This window comes from Streptomyces sp. NPDC001410 (assembly GCF_042895235.1).
In the GTDB taxonomy this organism is placed as follows: Bacteria; Actinomycetota; Actinomycetes; order Streptomycetales; family Streptomycetaceae; genus Streptomyces.
The window spans coordinates 26,610-46,566 of sequence record NZ_JBIAWE010000020.1; the positions used below are offsets into that span (position 1 = coordinate 26,610).

A 19,957-nucleotide genomic window follows, 5' to 3' on the forward strand; every position below is an offset into this window, starting at 1 on the left:
TGGTCCGCCATCGTGGGGGTGGCCTCGTTCGCGACTGGTGTGATCACCGGCTCCCTGGCGGCCACGGCGCTACTCGGCCTGGCAGCGAACGATGGGCTGCGGAGCTGATGCCGAAGGCCCGGCGGACGGGGCCGGTGGTCACTCCTTGCCCCGGACCACGGCGACGGAGCAGTGCGCGTGATGGAGCAGGGCCTGGCTGACCGAGCCGAGCAGCAGGCCGGTGAAGCCACCGCGTCCGCGCGCGCCGACCACGACCAACTGCGTGTCGTGGCTTGCGTCGATCAGCGCCACGCGGATCCGGGAGCGCACCAGGCGCCGCTCCACCGCGACCTGGGCATAGCGCGTCTGCCACGGGGACAGGGTTTCGTCCAGCAGGCGCTGCTCCTCCTCGCGGAGCCGGTCGATGTCGACCACCATGTTCAGCGGGTCGCCGGGCCCTTCATAGGCCCGTTCGCTCCAGGTGTTCCACACGTGCAGGGCCAGCAGGCCCGCACCGCGCATTGACGCTTCGGCGAAGGCGAATTCGACAGCGCGTTCGCCCGCCGGAGAGCCGTCCACCGCCAGCAGTACGGGTCCGGTCGGATTCGGCCTGCCCCGTACCACCAGCACAGGGCAGCGACCGTGGGCGGCCAGATGCACGGCGGTGGAACCGAGGAGCAGGCCGCCGAACGCGCCCAGCCCGCGGCTGCCCACTACGACGAGCGAGGCGGTGCGCGACTCGATCTCCAGCACCATCAGCGGCTCGCCGACGGTGACCTCTCGTGTGATGTCCACATGCGGCGCGATCTCGCGTGCCCGTTGTTCGGCCTCGGCCAGCGTGCCGTCAACCAGCTCGCGCACCCCCGCCCTGGCAGGATTCCAAGGCGGCCCACCAGGCGGTGGATGGATCGAGGGCCACTCGAAGGCGTGCACCAGCCGCAGGCCGACCCCGCTCAGCACCGCCTCGTGTGCTGCTGTCTCGACCGCGTCCAGGCTGGACGGTGAGCCGTCGACTCCCACTACGACGGGTTTCGCCATGCCGCACCTCCTCGCCAGGCCGGCTCGGCAGCCGCCTGCCCGGCTCTCGTCCATCGTCCGCCACCGCGCCGGGCCGCGCATCGGACCCCACGGCCCTCCCGGCATCCCTTCAAGTCGGCGATGCCGCACGCGTCCCTGGACCGCCTTGGCCCAGCTGCCCTACCGGCCGGGTGGCCCGCGGAACGCCCGGCCCGGTCGACGCTGTCGCCGCCTGGTCGCCGACGACCCCGATCCGAGCGCGTTGGCGTTCACTGCACACCCGGCTCGGCCGGTGACGGCAGGGCTGCCGGCCTGGTGACCGGGGAGGCGAAGAGCCCGATCGCCGCGACGGTCAGGGCGCCTCTGCCGCCGAGCGCGCCGGTCAGGAGACCGGCGGACAGGCCGCCGAGTGCGCCGCCGTCAGCGCTCCGTCTCTGCGTCTGTGTCTGTGTCTGTGTCTGTGTCTGTGTCTGCCGGATCGGCGGCTGCCCGTGCGAGGTTGTGTTCCAGGCGTTCCAGGGTGAGCAGGGCCGCGGTCCGTTCCTCGGGAGAGAGGTCCGCGGTCACGAGGTCCTCCAGCTGGCTCCAGGTCTGCTCGACCTCTTGGCGCAGGGCCTGGCTGGCCGCTGTTGGTTCGATGAGGGACGCGCGCTTGTCGGTGGGTGAGGGGCGGCGGCGGACGAAGCCGGCCTGTTCGAGGCGCTTGATGGTGCGGGTCATGGTGGCGGCGTCGGAGTCCATCAAGCGCACCAGGTCGGCCTGGCGCTGGGGGCCGAGTTCCCACAGGTGCATCATGACCAGCTCCTGACCCGGATGCAGGCCGATGCGGCGCAGCAGCTGTCCCGCGAACATGCGGTGCAGGCGGGCCAGGCGGAAGATCGCGTGGCTGACCGGTCCGCCGCCGGCCGCGGCCGGCACCGGGACGGAGGCGGCCTCCGGCTTGGACTGCGCCATCATCTCTTCCCCTTCCCTCTTCTTCTTCCCTCTTCTTCCCTTGCTCAGCTGCCTGGCCGAGCAGCTAATTCTACCTCCGGGTGGGTAGCTCGGCCGCCCTCGGCTGCCCATTCGGGCCTGGATAGCGGGCACAGGCAGGGCAGTAGGACGTGACGCACATCACATTTGACCTCGGGAATGGGTTCAGCGGATTTACCTGTTCGGACAGGTAAATCTACATCGCATCGTCCACCCCTTCCCGAGGAAGAGCCATGACTACTGCTTTCGAACCGATCGTTCTGGGCGGCAAGCGCCTGGTGAACCGCGTCGTGATGGCGCCGATGACCCGCAGCCGTGCCTACGGGCCCGGCGCCGAGCCGACCGAGCTGATGGCGACGTACTACGCGCAGCGCGCCGGCGCCGGGCTGATCGTCACGGAGGGCATCCAGCCCTCGCCGGTCGGCCAGGGCTACCCCGACACCCCCGGCCTGCACACGGACGCGCAGGTGCGGGCCTGGCGGACGGTGACCGACGCCGTGCACCGCGAGGGCGGCGTGATCTTCGCGCAGCTGATGCACACCGGGCGGATCGGCCATCCGAAGCTCCTGCCCGACGGCCTGGTGCCGGTGGGGCCGTCGGCGGTGGCCGCCAAGGGGCAGGTCTACACCCATGAGGGTCCGCAGGACTTCGTGACGCCGAAGGAGCTGAGCGAGGCGGAGATCCGGCAGACCGTCGACGACTTCGCCGACGCGGCCCGAAACGCCGTCGAGGCCGGGTTCGACGGCGTGGAGATCCACGGCGCCAACGGCTACCTGATCCACCAGTTCCTCGCGCCCAACACCAACCGGCGCACCGACGCCTGGGGCGGTGACACCGAGGGCCGGATCCGCTTCGCCGTCGAGGTCGTCACGGCCGTGGCCGAGGCGATCGGCGGCCACCGGGTCGGCCTGCGGATCTCGCCCGGAAACCCGTTCAACGACATGTCCGAGGACAACCCGGGCGAGGTCTACCCCGCCCTGCTCGACCGGCTCGCCGGCCTGGAACTCGCCTACCTGCACCTGATGGAGGGGCCGGACCGCGACCTGACCACGGCGCTGCGCGAGGCCTGGTCCGGCACCTTCGTCCTCAACCCGTTCACGCACCCCGACGTCACCGGCCCCGACGAACTGAAGCTGCTGGAGGACGGGATCGCGGACATGGTGGCCTTCGGGGCGCTGTTCCTGGCCAACCCCGACCTGCCCCGGCGGCTGGCCGCCGGCGGTCCGTTCAACACCCCGGACCCAGCCACCTTCTACGGCGGCGACCACCGCGGTTACACCGACTACCCCGCCCTCGACTGACGGTCCCCAGGTCCTCCCCCTGTCGGCCGGGGCTCGTCCAGGTGGCCCCGGCCGGGTCTTCACATGGTGCGGCCCGGCCGGGTCTTCAGATGGTGCGGCCCCGGTACAGCCGACCCCCGACATCCGTGAACCGCAGGTCCAGGCCGACGCCGTCGCGCTCCGCGTGGAAGTGGAGGTGGGGCTCGGTGGAGTTGCCGCTGTTGCCGACCTCGCCGAGGAGGTCGCCCGGTTCGACCGTGTCACCCGGGCGCACCATCACCGAACCCGGGCGCAGGTGCGCCAGTTTCACGATCTCGTGGCCCGTGTCGAGGAAGACGTGGTTGCCGTAGGGAGGTTGGTAGCGGATCTCGCCCGGGCGCTGGTCGGCGATCGTCGTGGCCGCCGAGATCACGCGGCCGCGGCAGGGGGAGCGGACGGGGCGGCCGTATGCGGCGTAGTCGGCCAGGTCGCGGCCGGGGCGGGTGCGGGTGCCGTGCGGGCCCAGGGAGACCAGGTCCAGGGCGGCCCGCTGCTCCGGGACCCGGGCGTGGTGGTTGAGGGGGCGGCCGCCGCCCTGGATGACGTACCAGGTGCCCTCCAAGGGGAAGAGGAGGGGCTGGGAGACGGGGGTGCGCCAGTGGTGGAGGCGGGCTCTGGTCACCAGGAGCACGGCGCCTGCGAGGAGGGCCAGGGACGCGGTGAGGGCCAGGGTGAAGTGACCGGTCGGGAGGGTGGGGAGGCGGTAGGCCGAGGCGAGGGCGGTGAGGGCGGCCGCCTCGACCGTGCGGCGGTGCAGGCGCGGCTGCTGGGCGGGGGCGCCGCAGCCTTCGAGGAAGACGAAGAAGGCCGCGAGGGTGGCCAGGCCGGCGCACCAGGAGGTGCGGTCAGCGGCCGTCCAGAGCGTGAAGACGTTCCAGAGGGTGATCAGGAGGACCAGCGTCAGCCAGGGCGCGGGTAGGGGGAGCGGGCTGCGGCGGGACGGGGGGTCGTGGAGGACTCCCTCCAGGAGCAGGCCGGTGATCTTCTCGCCGTCGGGGGTCTGGTGGGCCCAGGCGCGGACGCCGCCCTGCGGGCCGGAGACGATCAGGCCGTCGGGGCTGTCCGTGACGGTGACGGGGGTTCCGGTGCGGGCGAGCGTGGCCTCGACGATCTCCTCCATGCGGGAGGCGCCGACCGCTTCCGCGACGCCCGGCGCGAGCCGGACCCTCCCTGCCGGGTCCGCCGTGAGGAAGCGGACCAGGATGTCGGCCTCCGGCGGCGGAGCAGGAGGCGGAGCAGGGGACGAGGGCGCGGCCTCGGACGTCGGATCGTCGTGCATGTGGGCTCCCGGTCGCAGATCTGGCAGCAGTGGGCCGCGCGGTCGTCTCGCGGCCGACTGGAAGACGATCAGTGGCGGCGCGGGGTTCGTCGCCCGGCCCGACGATCCCGCAGCGGTTTCTTTACGGATCCCTGACATCCAGCACGCATCCATCGACGCCCGCCGTGATGTCATCCCCGTTGTCCGGAACCGGACGGAAGTCGCGTCGGAGAATGGAGTGCCATGGAAGGCACCGTCGTCGCAGTGGTCGTCGTGGCCGCGCTCGTACTGCTCGTGCTGAAGAGCGGTATGCGGGTGGTCAACCAGGTGGAGCGCGGAGTGGTGTTCCGCTGGGGCAAGGCGCAGCCCGCCTACCGGCAGCCGGGCATCACCTTCCTCATCCCGTTCGCCGACCGGATGCGCAAGGTGAACGTGCAGGTCGTGACCATGCCGGTGCCCACCCAGGAGGGCATCACCAAGGACAACGTGTCGGTGAAGGTCGACGCCGTCGTCTACTTCCGGGTGACCGACCCGGTGCGGGCGGCCATCGAGGTGCAGGACTACCACTTCGCCGTCGGGCAGGTCGCCCAGTCCTCCCTGCGCTCCATCATCGGCAAGAGCGACCTGGACGATCTGCTGAGCGACCGGGAGCGGCTGCACGAGGGGCTGGCCCTGATGATCGACAGTCCGGCCGCCGGGTGGGGCATCCACATCGACCGCGTCGAGATCAAGGACGTACAGCTGCCCGAGTCGCTGAAGCGGTCCATGTCGCGGCAGGCCGAGGCGGAGCGGGAGCGGCGGGCCCGGGTCATCACCGCGGACGGCGAGTTCCAGGCGGCCCAGCAGCTCGCCAACGCGTCGAGGATCATGTCGGACACGCCCGAGGCCATGCAGTTGCGGCTGCTCCAGACGGTCGTCGAGGTCGCCGCCGAGAAGAACTCCACGCTCGTGATGCCGTTCCCCGTGGAGCTGCTGCGGTACTTCGACCGGGCCGCACAGCACATCGGTGCCGACCTCAACGCGAAGAGCGTCCCGGCGCAGCAGCCGCAGGAGACCATTCCGGCACAGCAGCCGCAGCAGAGCGCCGACCAGTCGTAGCAGCGGTGGAGTTAGCATCCGCTCATGACGACCAACGACCACAACGGCTCCGTACTGGACACCGAGATCGGGGCCCTCAAGGGCGGCTCCGCGAACCTGCCGCAGTACGCCGGCAAGAGCGTCCTCATCGTGAACGTGGCCTCCAAGTGCGGCCTGACCCCGCAGTACACGGGTCTTGAGCGGCTGCAGGAGCGGTACGCCGAGCAGGGCTTCACCGTGCTCGGCGTGCCCTGCAACCAGTTCCTCGGGCAGGAGCCCGGCACCGCCGAGGAGATCGCCGAGTTCTGCTCCGCGACGTACGGCGTGACCTTCCCGCTGACCGAGAAGGTCGAGGTGAACGGGGAGGGCCGGCACACGCTGTACGAGCGTCTGGTGGGCTTCGCCGACGCCGAGGGGCACAGCGGGGACATCCGCTGGAACTTCGAGAAGTTCCTCATCGGCCGCGACGGGCAGGTCGTCGCGCGCTTCTCGCCGCAGACCGAGCCGGAGGCCGCGGAGGTCGTGGCGGCCATCGAGGGCCAGCTGGGCTAGCCGGGTTGACCTTGCCCCAGGGGCAGGGCCGAGCGTCCTTGTCACCGGGCGGGAAGGACCGCCCGGTGACGGAGGATGGCATCGTGAACGAGGAGCTGCTGACCATCGGCGCGTTCGCCGCGCGGGCCCGGCTTTCGGCCAAGGCGCTGCGGCTGTACGACCGCCTCGGGCTGCTCGCCCCGGCGCATGTCGACGAGGCCAGCGGTTACCGCTACTACCGCGCCGACCAGGTGGAACGCGCGCGTCTGGTGGCCCTGCTGCGGCAGCTGGACATGCCGCTCGCCCGGATCGCCGAGGTCGTCGGGGCGCAGGGCGCCGCGGCCGCGGACCTGCTCACCACCTACTGGGCGGACGTGGAGACCCGGGTGGCCGGGCAGCGCACCCTCGCCGAGTACCTCCGTGGACGACTGTCGGGGAGGAGCTCCGAGATGTACGACAAGTTCGTGGTCGAGACGGTGGACGTGCCCACGCGGGTGGTGATCACCGAGACGCGGCACACGCTCGCGGACGAGCTGCCGGCCTGGATCAGCGCCTCGCTGGACCGGCTGCTGAAGGCCGCGCAGGAGTGCGGGGGCGTGGCGGGTGAGCCGTTCGTCGTCTACCACTCCGAGGTGTCGATGGAGAGTGACGGGCCCGCCGAGTCGTGTGTGCCGGTGGCGGACGAGGCGGCGGCCCGGGCGTGGGTGGAGGCGCACGGCCGGGCCGGGGCGACCCGGGTACGGGTGGAGCCGGCGGCCCGGCTGGCCTACACCCGGATCGCCAAGGCCCAGGTGGCCCATCCACAGATCCTCGCCGCCTTCGGGGCGGTGGAGCAGTGGATGGCCGGGGAGGGCCTGGAGATGGCCGGCCCCTGCCGAGAGGTGTACTTCGCGGACTGGGACGCGGCCGGGCCCGGGGATCCGGTGTGCGATGTGGCGTTTCCGGTGAAGTAACGCCGGGCCGGGTGTGGCCGAGCCCCCTCGGCAAGGACGGCGACTCGTCGAGAGGGCTCTGCAGTTGAACGTCGGACGTGTCTGCGAGGGAACGTCAGAGAGGGCTCCCTACGCCTTGACCGAGGCCACGAAGGCGTTCCACGCGCCGGCGGGGAACGCCAGGGTCGGGCCCTCGGTGACCTTGGAGTCGCGTACGGCGAGCTCCGCGGTGGTGGGCGACTTGACCTCGACGCAGGCGCCGTTGCCCGCGGAATAGGAGGACTTCATCCACGTCTCCGAAGCGCCCTGAATCAGTGCCATGTCCACTCCTGTTGCGAGTTGCTGGTGGTGCGGTTCACGCCAACCTTGTCGTCTGGTTGGCGTGATCGACGCTACCGGGCAACCGCCTCTGCTGGAGCAGTCGTTCACTCAAGCGGATGGCATATTCCAAGTGAGCCTTCCACTGAATCGTAACGACGGTGTACGATCCGGCACTTCCTGTGGAGCAGGCTCAATCCGCGTAGGTTTTCGCCACGTCGGAGATGCATTGCCGGGATTGCTCCACGTTGAGGGACTGTGCCCGCAGATGCTCGTACATCACGGCGTACTTCTGCACGTCCTGCGCCTTCTCCAGGTACAGGTCGCTGGTCACGCCCTCCAGGTAGACCACGCTGGAGTCGGCCGCGTCCGCGAACTCCAGGATCGCGTACTGACCGTTGAGCCCCGGGTGCGCGCCCACCTCGAAGGGCAGCACCTGCACGGTGACGTGCGGCAGCTGGGACATCTCGATCAGGTGCTCCAGCTGCTCGCGCATCACCAGCTTGCTGCCGACGACGCGCCGCAGCGCCGCCTCGTCCAGCACCACCCACAGCCGCAGCGGGTTACCCTCGGCGGTGATACGTTCCTGTCGGCGCATGCGCACCTGCACACGCTTCTCGATCTCCGCCGTCGACGTCTCCGGCAACGCGCCCTGCACCAGGGCCTCCGCGTAGGCGCGGGTCTGCAACAGACCGGTCACCAGCTGGGGTTCGTACACCCGCAGCGACTCGGCGTCGGTCTCCAGGCCGATGTACACGCTGTACGGGATGTCCCCGAACGTGTGCCACCAGCCCTGCTGCCGCGAGTCCCGGGCCATCTCCATCAGCGAGTCGACGATCCGCTGATCCTCGACCTCGTACACCCCGCACAGGTCACGCACATCGCGCTGACTGATGCTTCTGCGGCCGTTCTCCAGCCGGCTGATCTTCGACTGCGACACGAGCAGCCGCTCCGCCACCTCTTCGGCCGTCATGCCCTTGAGCTCACGGAGCCGGCGCAGCTCCTGGCCCAGTCGGCGTCGTCTGACGGTGGGATTGACACTGGACGCCACGGGACGTGCACCTCCGGCTGCCTGCCTGTACCTGACACTTTGTGTATCTGCTGTTGAGCAGACTGCCACCAAGGTGCTTTCTACCGCTGGCAAACGGTGGATATGCGGCGCGTACGCGTCAGTTCGGGCACGGATTTACGAGTGCGGACGCGGTCGAGCGGGGCGGTGGGATCACGAGGATCCCACCGCCCCGCTCGAACCAGCGGCTCCCGTACCGGGTCTTGAGGACTGACGGTGCGGCTCAGTGGGCCACGGCGCGTGCCATGGATCCGTGGCGCGGCTGCATCGGAACCCCGCGTGCGGGTTCCGCCGCGGCCCTGGCTCCGGGCCCCGCCTGCCGGCCGGCCGTGGCCGGACCGCGCCGCGGCTGGGCCGCAGCGCCGTTCTGTACGTCCATCACGGCATGCGCGACCAGCCCGCCCATGGGGTCGTGCCTGATCAGGTCCCGCAACCGGGAACGTGAGGAGCGGCCCTCGTTCCCCGGGTACAGGTGCTTGCCGAGTCCGACGGCGTGGGCCAGGGCGGCGAGCGCCGCGGTCCGCGGGTCCGGCGGTACGCCGGTGCGGATCGCGGAATCCAGCCGGGCACGGATCTCCCGGCTGATTTCGGTGTCCGTCGCCTGGTAGCGAGTCGTCGGCAGCACTCCGCACATCTGCCCCGGTACGGCGGCAACCATGCCGCACCGTTCGAGATGCGAGAGGTAGATCTGACGCAGCCCCAGCCGGGGCCCGCCGATCCAGTGGACGGCACGCACGGGAGCGCCACGCCTTCGCAGCAACTCCAACGCGCAGTCCAAAGTCGGATCTCCAGTCGGCCGTGGTACCACCACGGCGATACGATCCCCGTCTGGGGCTATCCGTCCGGCCAGCGCCAGCTCCACTAGCTGTGCTCCGGCCAGACCGAGGTCGAGCGACTGCGGCTGTGCAGTGGTACCCGTGGCCGGGTCCAGTGCCAGCAGCAGAAGCTCCTCCGGAAGTGTTCTGCGGCTCCTGCCCATCCATGCCTCCCCGCGTGGATGACAGACAGGGTGACCCCTCTCACATTGGTCTGTCGAGGGTGCGTGACCGGTTCGTGAGGGAACCGGTAGGTATGTCGTTCTCGTCTACCACAGGGGCCAAGCCCTCACACAGGACACTGGTACATGGTTCGGACAGGGCGCGCGAGTGGGCGTGCGGCGCACTAGGAGGCATCGGTGGCGGGCGAGTCCCCCGACAGGTCGAAGCAGCACGAGTCGTCGGCGGAACCGACGTCGGGGAGCGGGGGTACGGTTCCCGAAGCCCGCGATCCGCGCCTCGCGGTCTCCCGCGAAAAGGATTCCTCCGGCGCCTCGGTGGATACGGCGACGAAGGTCCTCTCCATCCGCGACGTGAAGGTCGCCGCCAACTCCGAGGACGACGACTCCGACCTCCACGAGGCGGTCTCGGCGTGGGTCCGCTCGGCCGAGGACCCGAAGACCCCGGAAGAGCCCGAGCACCAGACCGAGCCTGCCGACCCCAAGTCGAAGCCGGCCACGAAGGCTGACGCGAAGTCGGAGCCGACGGAGGACGCAGCCGAGCCCCAGGACGAGGCCGAGAACGCAAAGGCTGAGCCAGAGCCCGAGGACGAGGACGAGCAGAAGCCTGCCGCGGAGGCCGAGGACGAGCCGCAGGCCGACACCGAGCCTGAGGACGAGGACGAGGCGAAGCCTGCTGCGGACGCCGAGCCTGAGGACGCGAAGGCTGAGCCCGAGGACGAGCCGAAGGCTGTTGCCGAGGCCGACGCCGAGCCCGAGGACGAGCCGAAGGCTGCTGCCGACGAGGAGCCGCAGGCCGCCGACGGCGAGGACGCCCCACAGGGGCCACCCGCAGCCGACAACGAGACCCGCACGGGTGGTGCGGGTGGGAACGAGACCGCCGAAGGCGAAGCCGAGGCGAAGGCAGAGGACGACGCCCCGCAGGGCGCCGACGGCGAGGACGCCCCACAGGGGCCACCCGCAGCCGACAACGAAAGCCGCACGGGTGGTGCGGGTGGGAACGAGACCGCCGAAGGCGAAGCCGAGGCGAAGCCCGCCAAGGCGAAGCCCGCCGAAGCAAAGCCCGCCAAGGCGAAGGGTGTTGACCAGCCGACCACCCTCATCAAGGTCGTCAAGCCCAAGAAGCCCCAGGTCGACCAGCCCACCACCACCCTCAAGCTGGGCGGCAGCAAGTTCGTCCCGCTGAAGAACGACACCTCCGCCCCCACCACCGCCCTCCCCCAGGTCGGCCCCGAACGCACCACCCAGCAGCCCCTCCCGCCCAAGCCCCCGCTGGACCTGCTGGCCGAGCTGACGAACACGCCTCCGCCCCCGGAGACCCCGGTCCGCACCCTGCTCCGCCGGGTCAAGATCTGGACCCCCCTGGCCCTCCTCCTGGCGATCATCTTTGCGGTCGTACAGGCCTTCCGTCCGCTCCCCCAGCCCACCCTCGCCCTCACCACGAAGGACACCTTCACCTTCGAGGGCGACCTGGCCAACATCCCGTGGCCGTCCCAGGGCCAGGCCGCCCTCGACGTCCAGGGCATCGGCACGTTCGGCTCCTCCGGCACCCAGAAGCCCGTACCGATCGCGAGCGTCGCGAAGGTCATGACGGCGTACCTGATCCTGCGCGAGCACCCGCTCAAGAGCGGCGAGGACGGCCCCAAGATCAAGATCGACAAGCCCGCCGAGGAGCAGTCGGACGCCGGCCAGGAGTCCACCGTCCCGGTCACCGCCGGTGACAGCATCTCCGAGCGCGAGGCCCTGGAGGCGATCCTCCTGCCCTCCGCCAACAACGTGGCCCGCCTGCTCGCCCGCTGGGACTCGGGTTCGGAGAAGGCGTTCGTGACGAAGATGAACGCCACCGCCAAGAAGCTCGGCATGACCAACACCACGTACACCGACCCGTCGGGCCTGACGGACTCGACGGTCAGCACGGCCGTGGACCAGGTCAAGCTGGCCAAGAAGGCGATGGAGCAGCCCGCGTTCCGCGAGGTCGCCGCGATGATGTCGTACGTCGACTACAAGGGCGCCAAGCACAACAACTACAACCGGCTGGTCGGCTACAACAACGTCGTCGGCATCAAGACCGGCACCACCACCTCCGCCCTCGGCAACCTCGTCTTCGCGGCGAAGCAGCAGGTCGGCGGCGAGACCCGCACCATCATCGGCGCCGCGATGCGCCAGCCCGCCGGCGGCTCCGACAACACCATCATCAGCGGCGTCCTGGACGCGGGCGACAAACTGATCCGAGCCGCACAGGGCGCGCTGAAGTCGGCGACGATCCTGAAGAAGGGCACGGTCGTCGGGTACGTCGACGACGGCCTCGGCGGCCGTACGCCGATCGTGGCGACGAAGGACGTCACGGCGGCCGGCTGGGCCGGTCTGAAGGTGAAGCTGTCGTTCACCTCGGACGCCGTACCGCACACCGCGAAGGCCGGCACCAAGGTCGGCTCGCTCACCGTGGGTGACGGTTCGGCCGGTGCGGTGACGGTCCCGGTGGCACTGCAGAAGGACCTGACCGAACCCGGCTTCACGGACAAGCTGACCCGCCTCGGCTGACGCATAGCCCCGCTTCACCACTCCCCCACCCCGCCGACGGAGCCCGTCGGCGGGGTGCGTGCTAGCGTCACGAAACGGGGCAGCTCGCCGGTCCATGGGACGGGGCCGCGAACTGGACGAGAAGCGGCCGGTAACACCGAGGGACACGGCCGAGAACAGAAGACGGGACACGGGGAGTGCCTTCAGGTGGCCACAACGGAGCGGACACGCGCGGACGACGCCGACCCGGACCCGGGATCCGGCCCTCGAATACGCCTGTCCACGGCTGACACGGACGCTCGCGCCGACACGGACGGTCGTCACCACGACCGTACCGACAGCCACACCGACAGCCACACGGACAGCGGCGCAGGCGAGCGGACAGACGGCCGGACGGATGACCAACCGTACGGCCGTACGACCGCACCTCAGGGCCGGCTCACCCGTCTCCTCGCCGCCGCCGAGCCCCTGCGTCAGCGGCTCCTGCTGCACCCCGTGCTGTCGGTCACCGCTCTCGCCGGCCTTCTGCACATCGTCTGGTTCTTCACGTTCGCGAACAGCGGTGGCGACCTCGCGGCCCAGGACGCCTGGGCGGAGTTCGTCGGCCGGCACCCGGACTCGGCGTACAACCTCGCCTGGTACGGGGGCATGCACCCGGTGTCGTACAGCGTGGTGTCGCCGTATCTGATGTCGGTCCTCGGCGTCCGTACGACGATGATGATCGCCGGGACGGTCTCGGCGGGCCTGCTGACGCTCGTGCTGATCCGCAGCCGGGCGGTGAAGAACCCGCTGTGGGCCGCGATGGCCGGGGTCTTCGCGCTGATCTGCAACGCGGTGTCCGGGCGGGTGACCTTCGGGCTCGGCACGATGTTCGCGCTCGGCGCGGTCGCGGCCGTCTTCTGCTGGCCCTACCGGTGGCGGTTCAAACGCTGGGCGAAGGCCCTGGTCGCCGCCCCGCTGGCGGCGCTCGCCACGATGGCCTCGCCGGTCGCGGGGCTGTTCGTGGGCCTGGTCGCGGTCGCGCTGTTCCTGCAGAAGCGGCGGCCCGGCGCGTGGGCGCTGGGGCTCGCGCCCACGGCGGTGGTCGCCGTCTCGGCGTGGCTGTTCCCGTTCTCCGGCACCCAGCCGATGATCTTCGGCTCGGTGATCCTGCCGCTGGCGTACGGCCTGCTGTGCCTGTTCCTCGTCCCCAAGGAGTGGATCACGGTACGGCTGACGGCCGCCGTCTACAGCCTCGGGGTCGTCCTGGTCTGGCTGATCAACTCGCAGATCGGCTCGAACATATCGCGGCTGCCGATGCTGTTCGCAGGTGCGGCGCTGATCGCCGCCCTGCCGTACACGGTGCCGCGCTCGCGCAAGTGGTACGCGACCGTGGTGGCCTTCGTGGGCTTCGTCGGCTGGATCGGCTTCAAGACGGTCGACGACATCGTCCACACGACCCCTGCCGCGTCCTGGGCCCGGGAGCTGGCGCCGCTGGTCAACCAGCTCCAGAACGTGGGCGCGGAGAAGGGCAGGGTCGAGGTGGTCCCGGCGCGCTCGCACCGCGAGGCCTCCGCGCTCGCGCCCTACGTCAACCTGGCCCGCGGCTGGAACCGCCAGGCCGACATGGAGCGCAATCCGCTCTTCTACGACGACACACTCAACTCGGCGAACTACCACGAGTGGCTCCAGCGGTGGGCCGTGCACTTCGTCGTGCTGCCCAAGGACAACCCGGACGGGGACGGCGGCGAGCGCGAGCGGCAGCTGCTGCAGCGCGGGATGCCGTACCTGAAGCAGATCTGGGGCGACGCCAACTGGCAGCTGTTCCGGGTGACCGATCCGACGCCGCTCGCCGAGCCGAACGCGGTGGTGGACCGGGCCGAGCAGGGCGAGATGACGCTGCAGGTGCACAAGGCGGGGCGGATCCTGATCAAGATCCCGTACTCGCCCTGGCTGAGCGTTGTCGATGAGCAGGGCAAGAGTCTGAAGGCGCCGCAGAAGATCTCCGGCACGATGAGGTACGACAACGTCAACGGGTGCCTGATGGAGTCGCCCGAGGACTCCAAGGGGGACAAGTGGACGATGCTGCTCGCGCCGAAGGCCGGGACGTATCACTTGGCTGCGCCGTACCAGTTGCCGCGGGGTACTCCCTGCCCGGACGAGCTGAAGTGAGCCTCAGCTGCGAAGTTCGGTGACGTACTTGTCCGTACCCGGAATCGTAGGGATGAACGGAGCCACCAGCTCCACCCGGCCCAGCCCTGACTCCCCCACCTGCTCGTCCAACCCCGTGAAGTGCTCCTCCCAGCACTCCCGCGGATCCTTCTCCAGGAACCACAGCAGCGTCAGGCGGGTGTCGACGCCCTCGACCTGTTTCACGTAGGTCATACGGTCGCCGGGCAGGGGCGTAGGGCGGAAGACCGTCACCATGGCCGCCGGGGAGCCCGCCAGGCGCTTCGGCACATGGCGAACGCTCAGCCACTCGACGAGTCGTCCCCGCTGCTCCGCCGACTCCGCGTCGATCACCTCGACCACCAGCCCCGCGTACGGATGGTCGAGGGCGTGGAAGTCCCTGGGGCCCGCCGCGCCGTCCCGGTAGACCGTGGTCTCGTGGTCCTGGAAGGCCGTGAAGACGTGGGTGCGGGCGTGGTGGACGCGGGCGTCGCGGTTGAGGCGCTTGTTGATGGCGACGGTCCACTTCATGTGGTCGTCGTAACGGCCGTCGGTGATCCAGTACGTGGAGATGTAGCAGCCGGCGGTGACGGGCTGGGCGACGGCCGACTTCTCCGGGTAGCGCAGGAGCTGCAGATCGCGGGTGGCGACCCAGCGGCGGCCGGCGTACATCCAGGGCATGGCCATGGCGCCGGCGTAGTAGTGGTCGTCCTCGTACCAGCGGTTGTAGGCGTACTCGTGGCCGGGGTGCGGCTCGACCATGGTGATCAGGGCGTGGCCGGGGTGGACGCCGTAGGGGCCCACGGCGGCCAGTTCGGCGTACGTCTCGCTACGGGTGTCGGTCTCCTCGGACATGAACGCTCCTCCCCTTCCGTCCTCCTCCACTCGCCCATACTCTGACGCTCCGTCAGATGATGCGCCAGAGCCAGGACAGCTGGAGGTCCGCCATGTCACTGCTCGCAGGCAAGACCGTCGTCGTCTCCGGGGTCGGGGCCGGGCTCGGCCATCAGGTCGCCGCGGCCGTCGTACGGGACGGCGGGAACGCGGTGCTGGGGGCGCGCACCGAGGCGAACCTCGCCAAGAGCGCGGCCGAGATCGATCCGGCCGGCGGGCACACGGCGTACCGGGCAACCGACATCACCGACGAGGGGCAGTGCGAGGCGCTGGCCGCGCTGGCGCGGGAACGCTTCGGGGTCGTCCACGCGGTGGTGCACGTGGCCGCCTGGGACTCCTACTTCGGCGGGGTCGAGGACGCGGACTTCGCGACCTGGCAGTCGGTCATCGACGTGAACCTGCTGGGGACGCTGCGGATGACGCGGGCGTGCCTGCCGGCTCTGCGGGCGGCGGGCGGCGGATCCGTCGTGTTCATCGGGACGCAGTCGGCGGTCGCCGCGCCCTCGCAGGTGGAGCAGGCCGCGTACGCCGCCTCGAAGGGGGCGCTGACCAGCGCGATGTACTCACTGGCGCGGGAGCTGGGGCCGGACCGGATCCGGGTCAACACGGTGCTGCCGGGCTGGATGTGGGGGCCGCCGGTGCAGGCGTACGTCCAGTTCACCGCGCACACGGAAGGGGTGCCGGAGGCGGAGGTGCTCGGGCGGCTGGCGGAGCGGATGGCGCTGCCGGAGCTGGCGACGGACGGGGACGTGGCCGACGCGGCGGTGTTCCTGGCCTCGGACCGAGCAAGGGCCATCACGGGGCAGTCGTTGCTGGTCAATGCGGGGGAGCTGATGCGATAGCTGCTCATCCGGCTGTTCATATAGGTGAACGACAGTCATCTCACCGAACATTTTTACCCTGACTTGACCTTACGCTTGCTTGTCGTGTTCACGTGGCCGCACCCACGATCGAGCACATGAACAGTCTCGACTGGGCCGTGCTGATCGGCTACTTCGGAGTGATGGTCGCGATCGGAGTCTGGTCGCACAAGCGCGTGGACAACGTCAGCGACTTCTTCACGGCCGGCGGCAAGATGCCCTGGTGGCTGTCCGGCATCTCGCACCACATGTCGGGCTACAGCGCGGTGATGTTCACCGGGTACGCGGGGATCGCCTACACCTACGGCGTCACCTCCTTCATCACCTGGTCCTTCCCGATCGCGCTCGGCATCGCCATCGGCTCCAAGCTGTTCGCGCCGCGCATCAACCGGCTGCGGTCCCGGCTCCATGTGGCCTCCCCGCTGGAGTACCTGAAGAACCGCTACAACCTGCCCACGCAGCAGGCGCTCGCCTGGTCGGGCATGCTGCTGAAGATCGTGGACGTGGGCGCCAAGTGGGCCGCGATCGCGACCCTGTTGTCGGTGTTCACGGGGGTGTCACTGAACCAGGGCATCCTCATCACCGGCGCCATCACCGCCGTCTACTGCACGATCGGCGGCCTGTGGGCGGACGCGCTGACCGAACTCGGCCAGTTCGTCATCCAGTTGCTGGCCGGTGTATCGATGTTCGTCGCGGTCGTGCTGAAGCTGAACGACAAGAACATCGGCTTCTTCGGCGCCTGGGACGAGCCCGCGCTGCACGGGCACGGCAAGCCGCTGGTCGGCCCGTACGGCACGGTCTTCCTGCTCGCGTTCCTGTTCATCAAGCTCTTCGAGTACAACGGCGGCATGCTGAACCAGGCCCAGCGCTACATGGCGACGGGCAGCGCGCGCGAGGCCGAGCGCTCGGCACGCCTGTCCTCGATCCTGTGGCTGGTCTGGCCGGTCGTCCTCTTCTTCCCCATGTGGATGTCCCCGCTGCTCGTTCACGCGCAGAAGCCGGACGGCTCGGACTCCTACGCCCTGATGACCGAACAGCTCCTGCCGCACGGCCTGTTGGGCCTCGTCATCGTCGGTTTCTTCTCCCACACGATGGCCATGTGCTCCTCTGACGCGAACGCGATCGCCGCGGTGTTCACGCGAGACGTGGCGCCGGTGGTGTCGGCGAAGGCACGGTCGTGGACCGAGCGTTCGGGTCTGATCGCGGCCCGGGTGACGACCGTCGTCTTCCTCGGTCTGTCCATGGCGGTCGCGACGCAGGTCAACTCCCCTGCCTTCAAGGACATCATCACGGTCGTCATCAAGTGGGTCGCCGGTCTCATGGGCCCGATCGCGATCCCGATGATGCTGGGTCTGCTCCGCCCGTTCCGCCGCTCCGGCCCGACGGCGGCGCTCACCAGCTGGGCGGCGGGCCTGCTGGCCTTCTGGCTGGTCAACTACCCCATCAACTGGAACGTCGACGGCGGAGTCCCGCTCCAGTACCAGGTCTCGATCCCGCTGGCGGTCTCCCTGGTCCTGTACGTCCTCATCGGCTACCTGAAGCCCGAGGACACCCCCGAACGCCTGGCGATCATCGAGAAGCTCAACACGGACGGGGACGGCGTGGCTGCCGTACCGGTGCCGGCCGGAGCGGGCGACGACGTCGTGGGGGCGCCCAACCAGCCCCTGTAACCTGCCGGTTGATCTTCAACAGGCAGGAACGGGGAAACGATGAGTCTGGACGGAATACGGGCGGCCTCCCGGATGGTGGGCCGCCGTACCACCCTGCGCTATCTCGCCGTGGGCGTCGGTGCGTCGCTGCTCGCCGCGTGCAAGGGCAACGGGAACGACAAGTCCGAGACCAAGGCCAAGGGCACGGGCGACGGGAGCGGCGGCGCCAAGGGGGACTCCGGTGGTGGCTCGTCGTCCTCTCCCTCCCCCGCCCCCGGGGTGACCGGCAAGGCGTTCGCGGCCTTCGTCCGCGGCACCTGGAAGGTCACCTCCACGATGCCCGGCGGCGAGAAAGTCTCGTTCTCCGCGGTCGTCGACGACGGCGTCTGGACGCTGAAGGGCGCCGGCGGGAAGCCGGAGAAAGGTACCTGGTCGCTCCAGGGCGGGCGGCTGACGCTGGGCGTGCCCGAGGACTTCAGCGGCGGCAGCTCCGGGCAGACCGCCTTCGCGGCCGACGTTCCGGCGGCGGTCGGCGAGCGGGCGTCCCTCGTCCTTCCCTGGCAACCGCCGGGGATGTCGGGCAGCGCCTCCGGCGAGCAGCTGGAGGTCAACTACATCGAGCACACCGGGGTGCTGGAGATCCGCCACGTCGAGGACAACGGCAGTACCACGGTGCACCTGTGCCGCAGGGCCTGAGCGCGGCCTGAGCGCGCCCGCGGATCAGGCCCGCGGGTAACGGGCCAGCCACCCCGGTGACGACCCCGCAGGCCCGTGCAGTGCAGGGCCCTGGGTCATCTCCATCGCGAAATCGTCGGCGAGTTCCAGGATCGTCGGGCGGCCCTCCAGCTCGGTCAGCCAGGCCGGGGGGAGGGCCGTTTCGCCGTGGAGGGCGCCGAGGAGGCCGCCGGTGAGGGTGCCCGCCGCAGCGGAGGGGCCACTCTGGTTGACCGCGAGGCAGAGGCCGTGGCGTACGTCCTCCCCCACCAGCGCGCAGTACACGGCCGCGGCCAGCAGACCGTCCGCCGTACCGTCACCGGCCAGTTCCTCCACCCGGGACGGACCGGGCAGCCCCTGCCGTACCGCGCCGAGTGCGTGCTGGAGGGCGTCGGAGACGGGCTGGTGCCCGGGGCGGACGGCGAGCAGGGCGAGGGCCCGCTGCACGGCGCCGTCCAGGCTCTCCCCGCGGGCGAGCGCGTGCACGATGACGGCGTACGCGCCCGCCGAGAGGTAGGCGATGGGGTGGCCGTGGGTCTGGGCGGCGCACTCCACGGCCAGCTGGATGACCAGCTGGGGTTCCCAGCCGACCAGCAGGCCGAAGGGGGCGGAGCGGGCCACGGCCTCGGGGCCCAGTTCGCCGGGGTTCTTAGGGGTCTCCAGCGTGCCCATGGTCTCGTCGCCGAACCCGACGAGCAGGGCCCGGGTCGGATCCCGCCGGGCGTACAGCCACTCTTCCCGCGCCAGCCAGCCGTCGTCCTTGCGGCGCTCGTCGGGCCCCCAGTCCCGCTGGGTGGCCGCCCACCGCAGATACGCCCGGTGCAGATCGGTCGGCGGATGCCAGGCGCCGGTGTCGCGGCGCACCTGGGCGCGGATCAGCCCGTCCACCGTGAAGAGGGTGAGCTGGGTGTGGTGGGTGACGGTGCCGCGCCGCCCGTGCCCGAAGGCCAGGTCGAGCAGGCCTTCCCCGCCGTACACGGAACGGATCTCGTCCAGGGCGAGCGCGTCGGCAGGCCCGCCGAGCGCGTCGCCGACGGCCACACCGAGCAGGGTGCCGCGCACCCGGCTGCGGAAGTCCTGCTGTTCGGCGCGCCCCCAGACGGCCACGGACGTCGTACTCACTCAGACCTCCTCACGGCACCGTCCGTACGTACGACGCTCAGCACTGTAATCGACCAGGGACGGTCGGTTCACGGGGGCAAATCGTCCCCGCTCGGTCATTCCCGCACAGCCCTCCTGCGCCTCGGCGCCACCGACTTGCGGATCTCCTCGGTGGCCGCACGGAACGCGGGTGCGGCGTGCTCGAAGTAGTCGAAGAGCACGGCGCGCTGCTCAGGGGTGTAGCGGGCGAGGATCTCGGCGATGTGGCGGCGGGCGGGGCCCACGACCTCCTCGATCCGGCCGAGCGCGTCCGGGACCGGTTCGACGATCACCCGCCGGCGGTCCTTGGGGTCCGCGGTGCGGCGCGCGTACCCGGCTCGCTCCAGACGGTCGATCAGGCGCGTGGTGGCACCGGTGGTCAGCCCGGTCCTGGTGGCCAGCTCACCTGAGGTGAGCTGGCCCTGCGCCGCAATCAGGCTGAGCGCGTACCACTCCGACGTGTGCAGACCGGCGGCCTCCGCGCTGGCCAGACCCTGGAGGCACACCGCGTCCAGGTACTGGCGGAAGATCACGTGCTCGTCCCCGCCGCCCACAGGGGTTGCCAT

Annotated in this window: 18 protein-coding genes; 9 read left to right on the forward strand and 9 right to left on the reverse strand. The window is 70.3% G+C overall.

Annotation, left to right across the window (positions count from 1 at the left end; genetic code table 11):
• Positions 1 to 138: 138 nt before the first annotated feature.
• Together ACFY3C_RS35610 and ACFY3C_RS35615 are read right to left on the reverse strand one after the other, a co-directional pair.
• Positions 139 to 1,017 (reverse strand): universal stress protein, encoded by an 879-nt coding sequence (locus tag ACFY3C_RS35610; protein WP_390773751.1) that lies wholly within the window; start codon positions 1,015 to 1,017, stop codon positions 139 to 141.
• A 399-nt stretch (positions 1,018 to 1,416) separates the two neighbouring features.
• Positions 1,417 to 1,950, reverse strand: coding sequence for a MarR family winged helix-turn-helix transcriptional regulator (locus ACFY3C_RS35615; protein ID WP_390773867.1), 534 nt, complete (start codon positions 1,948 to 1,950; stop codon positions 1,417 to 1,419).
• A 251-nt stretch (positions 1,951 to 2,201) separates the two neighbouring features.
• Here ACFY3C_RS35615 and ACFY3C_RS35620 point away from each other — a divergent pair, with 251 nt between their 5' ends.
• Positions 2,202 to 3,269: an alkene reductase gene (locus ACFY3C_RS35620; protein ID WP_390773752.1), complete on the forward strand. Its 1,068-nt coding sequence runs from the start codon at positions 2,202 to 2,204 to the stop codon at positions 3,267 to 3,269.
• An 85-nt stretch (positions 3,270 to 3,354) separates the two neighbouring features.
• Here the strand turns inward: ACFY3C_RS35620 and ACFY3C_RS35625 are convergent, their stop codons facing one another.
• Positions 3,355 to 4,566 carry a M23 family metallopeptidase gene (locus ACFY3C_RS35625; RefSeq protein ID WP_390773753.1) on the reverse strand — a complete coding sequence of 404 codons (1,212 nt, stop codon included), beginning with the start codon at positions 4,564 to 4,566 and terminating at the stop codon, positions 3,355 to 3,357.
• 222 nt (positions 4,567 to 4,788) lie between these two features.
• Here ACFY3C_RS35625 and ACFY3C_RS35630 point away from each other — a divergent pair, with 222 nt between their 5' ends.
• The 3 genes from ACFY3C_RS35630 (at position 4,789) to ACFY3C_RS35640 (ending at position 7,106) form a co-directional block, all read left to right on the forward strand.
• The gene (locus ACFY3C_RS35630; RefSeq protein ID WP_390773754.1) at positions 4,789 to 5,643 is read left to right on the forward strand and encodes a slipin family protein; all 855 of its coding nucleotides are present in this window, start codon (positions 4,789 to 4,791) and stop codon (positions 5,641 to 5,643) included.
• 24 nt (positions 5,644 to 5,667) lie between these two features.
• On the forward strand, positions 5,668 to 6,174 hold the full coding sequence (locus tag ACFY3C_RS35635; RefSeq protein ID WP_386573417.1) for a glutathione peroxidase: 507 nt from the start codon (positions 5,668 to 5,670) through the stop codon (positions 6,172 to 6,174).
• A gap of 65 nt (positions 6,175 to 6,239) precedes the next feature.
• Complete coding sequence (locus tag ACFY3C_RS35640; protein WP_390773755.1) at positions 6,240 to 7,106, forward strand: MerR family transcriptional regulator; 867 nt, start codon at positions 6,240 to 6,242, stop codon at positions 7,104 to 7,106.
• A gap of 108 nt (positions 7,107 to 7,214) precedes the next feature.
• Here ACFY3C_RS35640 and ACFY3C_RS35645 read toward each other — a convergent pair whose 3' ends face one another.
• The 3 genes from ACFY3C_RS35645 to ACFY3C_RS35655 all read right to left on the reverse strand — a co-directional run bounded on the left by ACFY3C_RS35645 (position 7,215) and on the right by ACFY3C_RS35655 (position 9,451).
• Positions 7,215 to 7,406, reverse strand: a complete 192-nt coding sequence (locus tag ACFY3C_RS35645) for a DUF397 domain-containing protein (protein ID WP_386573419.1) — start codon at positions 7,404 to 7,406, stop codon at positions 7,215 to 7,217.
• A 190-nt stretch (positions 7,407 to 7,596) separates the two neighbouring features.
• Positions 7,597 to 8,454, reverse strand: coding sequence for a helix-turn-helix domain-containing protein (locus ACFY3C_RS35650; RefSeq protein WP_390773756.1), 858 nt, complete (start codon positions 8,452 to 8,454; stop codon positions 7,597 to 7,599).
• Positions 8,455 to 8,695: 241 nt separating this feature from the next.
• Positions 8,696 to 9,451 (reverse strand): GPP34 family phosphoprotein, encoded by a 756-nt coding sequence (locus ACFY3C_RS35655; RefSeq protein WP_390773757.1) that lies wholly within the window; start codon positions 9,449 to 9,451, stop codon positions 8,696 to 8,698.
• Positions 9,452 to 9,646: 195 nt separating this feature from the next.
• Here ACFY3C_RS35655 and ACFY3C_RS35660 point away from each other — a divergent pair, with 195 nt between their 5' ends.
• Together ACFY3C_RS35660 and ACFY3C_RS35665 are read left to right on the forward strand one after the other, a co-directional pair.
• Positions 9,647 to 12,007: a D-alanyl-D-alanine carboxypeptidase gene (locus ACFY3C_RS35660; RefSeq protein WP_390773758.1), complete on the forward strand. Its 2,361-nt coding sequence runs from the start codon at positions 9,647 to 9,649 to the stop codon at positions 12,005 to 12,007.
• A 186-nt stretch (positions 12,008 to 12,193) separates the two neighbouring features.
• Positions 12,194 to 14,137, forward strand: a complete 1,944-nt coding sequence (locus ACFY3C_RS35665) for an MFS transporter (protein ID WP_390773759.1) — start codon at positions 12,194 to 12,196, stop codon at positions 14,135 to 14,137.
• A 3-nt stretch (positions 14,138 to 14,140) separates the two neighbouring features.
• Here ACFY3C_RS35665 and ACFY3C_RS35670 read toward each other — a convergent pair whose 3' ends face one another.
• A complete protein-coding gene (locus ACFY3C_RS35670; RefSeq protein ID WP_390773760.1) occupies positions 14,141 to 14,989 on the reverse strand; it encodes a hypothetical protein in 849 nt (282 codons plus the stop codon).
• 92 nt (positions 14,990 to 15,081) lie between these two features.
• On the opposite strand from ACFY3C_RS35670, the gene ACFY3C_RS35675 reads away from it, so the two are divergent.
• The 3 genes from ACFY3C_RS35675 (at position 15,082) to ACFY3C_RS35685 (ending at position 18,233) form a co-directional block, all read left to right on the forward strand.
• Positions 15,082 to 15,870, forward strand: a complete 789-nt coding sequence (locus ACFY3C_RS35675) for an SDR family oxidoreductase (RefSeq protein ID WP_390773761.1) — start codon at positions 15,082 to 15,084, stop codon at positions 15,868 to 15,870.
• A gap of 116 nt (positions 15,871 to 15,986) precedes the next feature.
• Entirely contained in the window at positions 15,987 to 17,558 is a 1,572-nt protein-coding gene (locus tag ACFY3C_RS35680) for a sodium:solute symporter family protein (RefSeq protein ID WP_390773762.1), read from the forward strand.
• A gap of 39 nt (positions 17,559 to 17,597) precedes the next feature.
• On the forward strand, positions 17,598 to 18,233 hold the full coding sequence (locus ACFY3C_RS35685) for a lipocalin family protein (protein ID WP_390773763.1): 636 nt from the start codon (positions 17,598 to 17,600) through the stop codon (positions 18,231 to 18,233).
• 24 nt (positions 18,234 to 18,257) lie between these two features.
• Here ACFY3C_RS35685 and ACFY3C_RS35690 read toward each other — a convergent pair whose 3' ends face one another.
• Positions 18,258 to 19,373: an ADP-ribosylglycohydrolase family protein gene (locus tag ACFY3C_RS35690; protein WP_390773764.1), complete on the reverse strand. Its 1,116-nt coding sequence runs from the start codon at positions 19,371 to 19,373 to the stop codon at positions 18,258 to 18,260.
• A gap of 95 nt (positions 19,374 to 19,468) precedes the next feature.
• Positions 19,469 to 19,957 carry a MarR family winged helix-turn-helix transcriptional regulator gene (locus ACFY3C_RS35695; protein WP_390773765.1) on the reverse strand — a complete coding sequence of 163 codons (489 nt, stop codon included), beginning with the start codon at positions 19,955 to 19,957 and terminating at the stop codon, positions 19,469 to 19,471.